The sequence below is a fragment of the Stenotrophomonas sp. 05L44_2 genome (assembly GCF_056665995.1).
In genome coordinates this window covers 1-6,029 of record NZ_JBFTNR010000178.1, presented here as the reverse complement: position 1 = coordinate 6,029, position 6,029 = coordinate 1, and the positions used below count along the sequence as shown (strand labels likewise).

Genomic DNA, 6,029 nt, shown 5'->3' with positions numbered 1-6,029 from the left:
GCTGATGACATGGCCGTGCTGGCCATTGGCATCGGTCTGGTAGTAGCTGGTGCGCAGGGTCGCATCGATCACGCCCATGAAGGAACGCAGGATGCGGTCCTCGTCCAGGCTCGACACGCGGTCCATCAGCTTCAGCAGCGCTTCGCGCGCGGCCTGCATCTGCGCATCGCGGTCACCCTTGCGGGCGTCGACCACGGTCTTGAGCACTTTCAGGGTGGCCTCGTCGCCGGCAGCCAGCACCTCGAGGTGGGCTTTCAGCTGCGCCTGGCCGGCGGCGATGTCTTCCTTGCTTTCATGGCCGGTGGCCGGATCGAAGCGGGCTTCGAACAGTTCCACCAGCAGGCGTGCCAGCAACGGGTAGCGGGTGAAGGTGCCTTCGACGTAAGCCTGCGAGAACGGCACGCCGGTCTGCAGCAGGTACTTGCAGTAGCCACGCAGCATGGCGACCTGGCGCCAGTGCAGGCCGGCAGCCAGCACCAGGCGGTTGAAGCCATCGTTCTCGGCATCGCCGTGCCAGACGCGGGCAAAGGTCTCACCGAAGGCTTCATCGACGCTGGCCGCATCGATCGCACCAGCGGTCGACTCTACCTCGAAGTCCTGCACGTACACCGGCGCGTTGTCCACCGACAGGCGGTACGGACGCTCGGCGATCACCCGCAGGCCCATGTTTTCCATCATCGGCAGCGCGTCCGACAGCGGGATGTCATCCAGCTGGCGATACAGCTTCAGGCGCAGGCCATCGCCGGATTCGCGCGGCACGGCCTGCAGGCTCAGGCGCAGGTCGTCCGGACCGGTCAGCGCGTCGAGCTGGCTGACATCGTTGGCGGCAACGGCGGTGCTGTTGTCTTCGATGTAACCCGCCGGCAGCGCCTTGCCGATACGCGCAGCAATGCGCAGGCCTTCGGCTTCGCCATGGCGGGTGACCAGCGCTTCGCGCAGGTCGTCCTGCCAGTTGCGCAGCACCTGGGCCAGCTTCTGTTCCAGTTCGGCGGTGTCGACATCGAGCATTTCGCCCGGCTTCGGACGCACGATCAGGTGCACCTGGGCCAGCGGCGATTCACCCAGCACCACCGAGCTGTCCACGTACTCCCCGTGCAGCGCTTCCTTGAGCATCGCTTCGATGCGCAGGCGCACGTCGGTGTTGAAACGCTCGCGCGGCAGGTAGACCAGCGCGGAAATGAAACGGCTGTACTTGTCGCGACGCAGGAACAGGCGGCTGCGCACGCGCTCCTGCAGGCCCAGCACGCCCATCGCGGTGCGGAACAGTTCGTCCTCGCTGGACTGGAACAGTTCTTCGCGCGGCAGGGTTTCCAGGATGTGGCGCAGGGCCTTGCCGCTATGGCTGGAGCCGGCCAGGCCGGACTGCTTCATCACGTGTTCGTAGCGCTGGCGCACCAGCGGGATTTCCCACGGGCGGCGGTTGTAGGCGCTGGAGGTGAACAGGCCGAGGAAGCGCTGTTCGCCGATGATCCTGCCCTTGGCGTCGAATTCCAGCACGCCGATGTAATCCATGTAACCGGCACGATGCACGCGCGAACGGGCATTGGTCTTGGTCAGGATCAGCGCGTCCTTCAGCCCGGACGTGGTGTTCAGGCCCTGCGCGGCCAGGGTCTTGACCGGACGTGCAGCGGACTTGTCCTTGCCGCGCATCAGGCCCAGGCCGGTGTCGTTCAGCGGCGCCAGCACGTCTTCCTTGCCCTGCTTCTCGACGCGGTACTCGCGGTAGCCGAAGAAGGTGAAGTGGTTGTCGGCGGCCCAGCGCAGGAATTCCTGTGCTTCCTTGCGCGAGGCAGCGTCGACCGGCAGCTGGCGGCTGCCAAGGTCGTCGGCCAGCGCCAGCGCCTTGTCCTGCATCGGCTGCCAGTCGCGCACGATGGCGCGCACTTCATCCAGTGCCTTGTTGATGGCCTGCTCGATGTCTGCCATGGCTTCGGCCGGCTGGCGGTCGATCTCCAGCAGCATCACCGATTCCAGCTGGCCCTCGCCGACCTTGGTCAGCTTGCCGGCCTTGTCACGGGTGAAATGCAGCACCGGGTGGCCCAGCACATGCACGCCCACGCCATGCTCGGCCAGCGMCATSGTCACSGWGTCGACCAGGAACGGCATGTCGTCGTTGATGATCTGCAGCACGGTGTGCGGCGATTCCCAACCGTTGGCCTTCGCCGTCGGATTGAACACGCGGACATTGGCCTTGCCGGCCTTGCGGGCACGGGCGAATTCCAGCGTTTCGGCTGCGAGCGCGGCCCACTCCTCAGCGCTGTGATGGGGGAACTCGTCGGCCTCCATGCGCTTGTAGAAATCGGCTGCGAATGCCACTGCCTCGGCCTGGGCGGCCGCGGGGTAACGCTTGCGCAAGGCCGTGTACACCGGCTCCAGGGAGAAACCAGCGGTCACTGCGACCTCCGACTCAACTGGTTTGCTTTTGTTTTTCACGGTCTTGGCTGCGGTTTTTTGCGGTTTCATGGCAGAGCGGCGCGCTTGCTCAGTTGGGAAAATGAAATTGTAGCCCTACCGCACGAAAAGGCCTTGCTGCAGGACGGAATAACCAGATTCGGGTTTGCTGCGGTTTAGACGCCCTATTCAGTTCGCACCGGTATGGGCGTCGCGGTCGCACAGCGTTGCCGACAGGATCGGCAAAACGTGTTACCGGAAGACACATGCGGCAACATCGGCGCGATTCCACAATCCTGAACTGGACGGTATAGTCCACCGCGTGAATCCGGCCTACCTTCCTGTCGCCCTCGACGCGCGTGATGAGCGCGTGTTCGACGCCGTGCGCGAACTGCTTGCCCGACAGGGCATGCAGATGAGCATGGACGCGGTCGCCCAGCATGCAGGCTGCTCGAAGCAGACCCTGTACTCGCGCTACGGCAACAAGCAGGCCCTGCTGCGGCGGGTCATGCAGCGCCACGTCGGCCACGCCACCGGGGCCATGCTGCGTGCACTCCGCGGTGACGACCTGCGTGGCAGCCTGCTGCAGTTCGCCACCGACTTCCTGGAGCACTTCAACCAGCCCCACGTCGGCCAGGCCTGCCGCCTGATCGCCGCCGATGCAGCACAGTTTCCCGAAGAGGCGCGTACGCTGTACCGGCATGGCGCCGGCGCGTTGACACTTCATCTTGCTGAATGGATTGAAACCGTTTGCAGTCGCGGGCTGCTGCGGCATGACGACCCGCACTTCATGGCCGAACTGCTGCTGAGCATGATTGCCGGTCAGGATTTCGACAAACAGCGCTTCCATACCCCCCATCGTGATGACGCTGCATTGCGTCGGCGCTGGGCAGAGTTCTCCGTCGATGGCTTCCTGCGCGCGTTCGCGCCGCAGCCCTCGCCGGCCCCGTCTTCAAACCAACCCCGGAGTTCCTCCTGATGACCGCCCCACTCCGCACCCTTGCCTTGACGTGCGCCGTTGCTGTCGCCGTAGCTGCCTGCAAGAAGCCGGAACAGCCGACGCCCCCACCGCCGGAGGTGGGCGTGATCGACGCCAAGCCGCAGACCCTGCCGCTGCAGCGCGAGCTGGTCGGTCGCCTGTCGCCGTTCCGCAGCGCCGATGTGCGCGCCCGCGTGCCCGGCGTGCTGCTCAAGCGCGTCTATCAGGAAGGCAGCGAGGTCAAGCAGGGCCAGACCCTGTTCCTGATCGACCCGGCGCCCCTGCGCGCCTCGCTCAACGCCTCCGAGGCCCAGCTGGCTTCGGCCCGCGCGACCTACGCCAACGCCAAGGTCGCCGCTGACCGCGCCCGTTCGCTGGCGCCGCAGAAGTTCGTGTCCAAGGCCGACCTGGACAATGCCGAGTCGGCCGAGCGCACCGCGCTGGCCGCGGTCAAGCAGGCCGAAGCCACCGTCACGTCCTCGCGCATCAGCCTGGGCTACACCGAAGTCACCGCCCCGATCAGTGGCGTGGCCAACAAGCAGCAGGTCACCGAAGGCGCGCTGGTGGGCCAGGGCGATGTGACCCTGCTGACCACCGTGGACCAGCTCGACCCGCTGTACGTGAACTTCTCGCTGAGCGTGGATGAACTGACCCAGCTGCGTGCGCAGCAGGCCAAGGGCACCCTGGCCCTGTCCGGCGACGGCAAGGCCACGGTCAACGTCAAGCTGGCCGACGGCAGCACCTACAGCGAGCCGGGCACGCTGGACTTCTCCTCGACCACGGTCGATCCGGCCACCGGCGCGGTGTCGCTGCGCGCGGTGCTGCCAAACCCGCAGAAGATCCTGCTGCCGGGCGCCTTCGTCAGCTTCCAGGCCAACCTGGGCGAGCGCAACAATGCCTACCTGGTGCCGCAGCAGGCCCTGCTGCGTGACACCAACGGCGGCTATGTGATGGTGGTGGGTGCCGACGGCAAGGTCGTCCGCAAGAACGTCAAGACCGACGGCGCGCAGAACGGCAACTGGCTGGTCAGCGAGGGCCTGGCCGCGGGTGACAAGGTGGTCGTCGCCGGCGTGCAGAAGGTCAAGGAAGGCACGCCGGCCACGGCCAAGCCGTGGACCCCGGGCCAGGACGCCAACGGCAAGCCTGCCGCCGGCGGTGCTGCTCCGGGCGCGCCTGCCGCAGCTCCGGCCGACGCCAAGGCACCGGCCAAGGCTGACCAGGCCGACAAGGCCGAGCCGGCCGCCACCGAATCGAACAAGCAGTAACGGGACCTTCCGTCATGCCTAAATTTTTCATCGAACATCCAGTCTTCGCCTGGGTGGTGGCGATCCTGATCTCGCTCAGCGGCGTGATCGCGATCCTCAACCTCGGCGTGGAGTCCTACCCCAACATCGCCCCGCCGCAGGTGACCGTCTCGGCCACCTACCCGGGTGCAAGTGCGGATACCACGGAGAAATCGGTCACCCAGGTGATCGAGCAGCAGCTGACCGGCATCGATCACCTGCTGTACTTCAGCTCCTCATCGGCCTCCAACGGCCGCGCGTCGATCACCCTGACCTTCGAGACCGGTACCGATCCGGACATCGCCCAGGTGCAGGTGCAGAACAAGGTCTCGCTGGCCACGCCGCGACTGCCTTCGGAAGTCACCCAGCAGGGTGTGGTGGTGGCCAAGGCCAACGCCGGCTTCCTGATGGTGGTGGCGCTGCAGTCCGATACGCCGACGATCAACCGTGACGCACTGAACGACATCGTCGGTTCGCGCGTGCTCGACCAGGTCTCGCGCATCCCCGGCGTCGGCAGCACCCAGCAGTTCGGTTCCGAGTACGCCATGAACATCTGGCTCAACCCGGAAAAGATGCAGGGCTATGGCCTGTCGGCCAGCCAGGTGCTGGCGGCGGTACGCGCGCAGAACGTGCAGTTCGCCGCCGGCGCGCTGGGCTCCGACCCGTCGCCGGAAGGCCAGCACTTCACCGCCACGGTGTCGGCCGAAGGCCGCTTCAGCTCGCCGCAGGAGTTCGAGAACATCATCCTGCGCGCCAATGCCGATGGCTCGCGCGTGCTGCTGAAGGACATCGCCCGCGTCGCCTTCGGTGCCAACAACTACGGCTTTGATACCCAGTACAACGGCAAGCCCACCGGTGCCTTCGCCATCCAGCTGCTGCCGGGCGCCAACGCCCTGAACGTGGCCGAGGCGGTGCGCGGCAAGATGGACGAGCTGCAGCCCAGCTTCCCGGCCGGCGTCACCTGGTTCTCGCCGTACGACAGCACCACCTTCGTCAAGATCTCGATCCAGGAAGTGGTCAAGACCCTGTTCGAAGCGGTGTTGCTGGTGTTCCTGGTGATGCTGATCTTCCTGCAGAACTTCCGCGCCACCCTGATCCCGACCCTGGTCATCCCGGTGGCCCTGCTGGGTACGTTCCTGGGCATGTGGATGATCGGCTTCACGATCAACCAGCTGACCCTGTTTGCGATGGTGCTGGCGATCGGCATCGTGGTCGATGACGCGATCGTGGTGATCGAGAACGTCGAACGCATCATGACCGAGGAAGGCCTGGCGCCGAAGCCGGCCACGCAGAAGGCGATGACCCAGATCACCGGCGCGGTGGTGGCCATCACCGTCGTGCTGGCGGCGGTGTTCATCCCCTCCGCCCTGCAGGGC

4 protein-coding genes are annotated in these 6,029 nt (G+C 65.9%); 3 read left to right on the top strand and 1 reads right to left on the bottom strand.

What is annotated here, in order from left to right; translation table 11 throughout:
- Window positions 1-2,463, bottom strand: a 2,463-nt coding sequence (locus tag AC1VAN_RS08230; protein WP_480985607.1) for an NAD-glutamate dehydrogenase domain-containing protein, incomplete at its 3' end; no start/stop codon positions are given.
- A 250-nt stretch (window positions 2,464-2,713) separates the two neighbouring features.
- Between AC1VAN_RS08230 and AC1VAN_RS08225 the strand changes: the two genes are divergently transcribed.
- The 3 genes from AC1VAN_RS08225 to AC1VAN_RS08215 all read left to right on the top strand — a co-directional run.
- A complete protein-coding gene (locus tag AC1VAN_RS08225; protein ID WP_099784744.1) occupies window positions 2,714-3,370 on the top strand; it encodes a TetR/AcrR family transcriptional regulator in 657 nt (218 codons plus the stop codon).
- Window positions 3,370-4,635 carry an efflux RND transporter periplasmic adaptor subunit gene (locus tag AC1VAN_RS08220; RefSeq protein ID WP_025876844.1) on the top strand — a complete coding sequence of 422 codons (1,266 nt, stop codon included), beginning with the start codon at window positions 3,370-3,372 and terminating at the stop codon, window positions 4,633-4,635. Before AC1VAN_RS08225 ends, AC1VAN_RS08220 begins: the two co-directional genes overlap by 1 nt.
- A 14-nt stretch (window positions 4,636-4,649) precedes the next feature.
- A partial coding sequence (locus tag AC1VAN_RS08215) for an efflux RND transporter permease subunit (RefSeq protein WP_480985606.1) occupies window positions 4,650-6,029 on the top strand: 1,380 nt, incomplete at its 3' end.

Bases quoted from the DNA above. Each gene is read 5' to 3' on its own strand.
- AC1VAN_RS08220 (WP_025876844.1), top strand. From the start codon at position 3,370: ATGACCGCCCCACTCCGCACCCTTGCCTTGACGTGCGCCGTTGCTGTC.